Source organism: Paracraurococcus ruber, from assembly GCF_004353985.1.
Classification (GTDB): Bacteria; Pseudomonadota; Alphaproteobacteria; order Acetobacterales; family Acetobacteraceae; genus Paracraurococcus; species Paracraurococcus ruber.
The window spans coordinates 1-1,972 of record NZ_SMOA01000518.1 but is presented as its reverse complement, the minus strand read 5'-3'; the positions used below and the strand labels follow the sequence as shown (position 1 = coordinate 1,972).

Annotated in this window: 1 protein-coding gene and 1 pseudogene; both read right to left on the bottom strand. The window is 78.3% G+C overall.

Going from position 1 to position 1,972, the window contains the following annotated elements:
• Positions 1–1,372: pseudogene (locus E2C05_RS31375) on the bottom strand (hypothetical protein); the annotation flags it as partial.
• A gap of 188 nt (positions 1,373–1,560) precedes the next feature.
• Positions 1,561–1,776, bottom strand: a complete 216-nt coding sequence (locus tag E2C05_RS31370; protein WP_133223521.1) for a hypothetical protein — start codon at positions 1,774–1,776, stop codon at positions 1,561–1,563.
• Between the last annotated feature and the right edge of the window lie 196 nt (positions 1,777–1,972).

Here is a 1,972-nt window from a genome sequence, read left to right as displayed (position 1 = left end):
GGCGCAGCCGTGCCAGCCCCGCCACCGCGTCGCGCGCGGCGGCCAGCCGCTCCACCCGCCCGCGCAGGCCGGCATCCTCCGGCAGCAGCGCGGCGGCGCGGCGGCCGGCCTCCAGCGCCTCCTGCAGCCGGCCGCAGCGCTCCAGCGCATCGACCAGCCCGGCCTGGGCCTGGGCCTGCCGCGGCTCGATCTCCACCGCCATGGCGTAGCGCGCCGCCGCCTCGGCCGGGTCGCCCCAGAGCAGCAGCAGATGCGCGTGCCAGGCCTGCAGATGCGCATTGCCCGGCGCCAGGGCGGCGGCCCGCGCGGCATGGCGCAGCGCGCCGGCTTCCTCGCCCAGGGTGGCGAGCGCATGGCTCAGCCCGCCATGCGCCGCGGCGCGGGCCTCCTCCAGCGCCAGGGCGGCGCGGAACCGTCCGGCGGCGGCGGCCGCCTCGCCCTCCCGCAGCAGCAGCTGGCCGGCGGTTTCCAGCGCGGCGGCGGTCTGCGGGCCGGACTCGATCCCGCGGCGGATCGCCGCCGCCGCCGCCTCCATCCGGCCGGCGGCGCGCAGCCGGGCGGCCCGGGCGAAATGCGCCTCCGCCCGCGCCTGGCGAAGCCCGGCATCCTCGGTGCCGAGCGCCGCGGCGCGGGCCAGCAGCCGCTCGGCCAGCGCGTCCCGCCCCTGGCGCAGCGCCTGGCCGCCCAGCCGCGTGCACCAGATGCGGGAGTCCCAGCGCTGCCGCTTCAGCAGGCGGCGCAGGCCCGGCAGGTCCGCCGCCAGGGCGCAGCGGAGCGCCCCGTTCAGCGCCGGCCCGCCGGCGAGCATCCAGGTGGCCCAGGGCCCGAGGAAGGGCAACGGCAGGAACTCGGCCGCGGTCAGCGCCGCCAGGCGGCGGAGATGCGGCGCCTCGGCCGGGTCATGCGGGTCGCCCAGCACCACGCACCAGGGCGGCAGGTCGGCCTCCGCCACCGCCATGCCGGCATGCAGATCCGGGCGGAAATGCGCGTGGAAGCGCGGGTCCTCCGGCCGCTCCGCCGGGTCGATGGAATCCTGCGGCGACACCGCCAGGCCGCGCGCCAGCCGCAGCCGCTGCCCGTATTTCAGGACGGCATGGCCGCCCATGCCATTGCCGTAGCCGATGCGGACCGGCTGGCCGATGCCCTGGATCGCCGCCCGGGCCGGGTCCATGGCCAGGGCCGGGTACCAGTTCGCCGCCTTGGCGACGAAGCCGATGCAGTCGAGGTCGAGCGCCTCCGCCTCCGGCTGGGCCCAGTAGCCGTGCTCGGGCCGCAGCCCGGCCTCGCCGAAGGTGACGAGGGTGAAGGGCGAGCGGCCCCGGCGATGGACAACCCGGAGATGCGCGTCCTCGTAGAGGGTCTCGGCGGTCATGCGGCACCGGCGGTTTCGCCGCTTCTGCCATGGCGCGCCGCCGGCTGCCAACCGCCAGGGGAACGATACGGCGGCGGGCATTGTCGGCGCGGGCGCCCCGGGGCACCGGCGGCGCCCGCGCCGCGGGCCGAATCCTTGGCCGCAGCCTGCGGGACGCACCCGCCCGGCGGGTCGCCGGGCGGCCCGCGTCAGGCGTGGCCGGCGGTCGGCAGGGCGCCCGGCGCCGAGGCCGGTTCCGCGGCCGGGGCCATGCCGGATTTCAGCATCAGCAGCATGCCGCAGGCGAGGAAGGCGATGACCGCCGGATCGCCCAGCCGCAGGCTGGCGAGGCCGGCGCCGACGGCGAAGAGCAGGGCCGCCAGGATCAGGGCGTTGTCGAGGATGCGCGCGAAAAGGGATTGCATGACCCGGTTCCTCCGATCTTTCGGGATTCTTGCTTGGACATGGCCGCGTTGTCATGCGGCCGGGCGTACCCTGCCCCGCGCCGCCGCCCTGGTCCAGGGGAAAGCAGCCCGGCCGGCGGCCGGCCCCGGCCCGGGCGCGGCCGGTCGATGGCGGCGGCGGGCGGGATGCTAGGTCGCCTCGCCGGCCGCGCGCCCG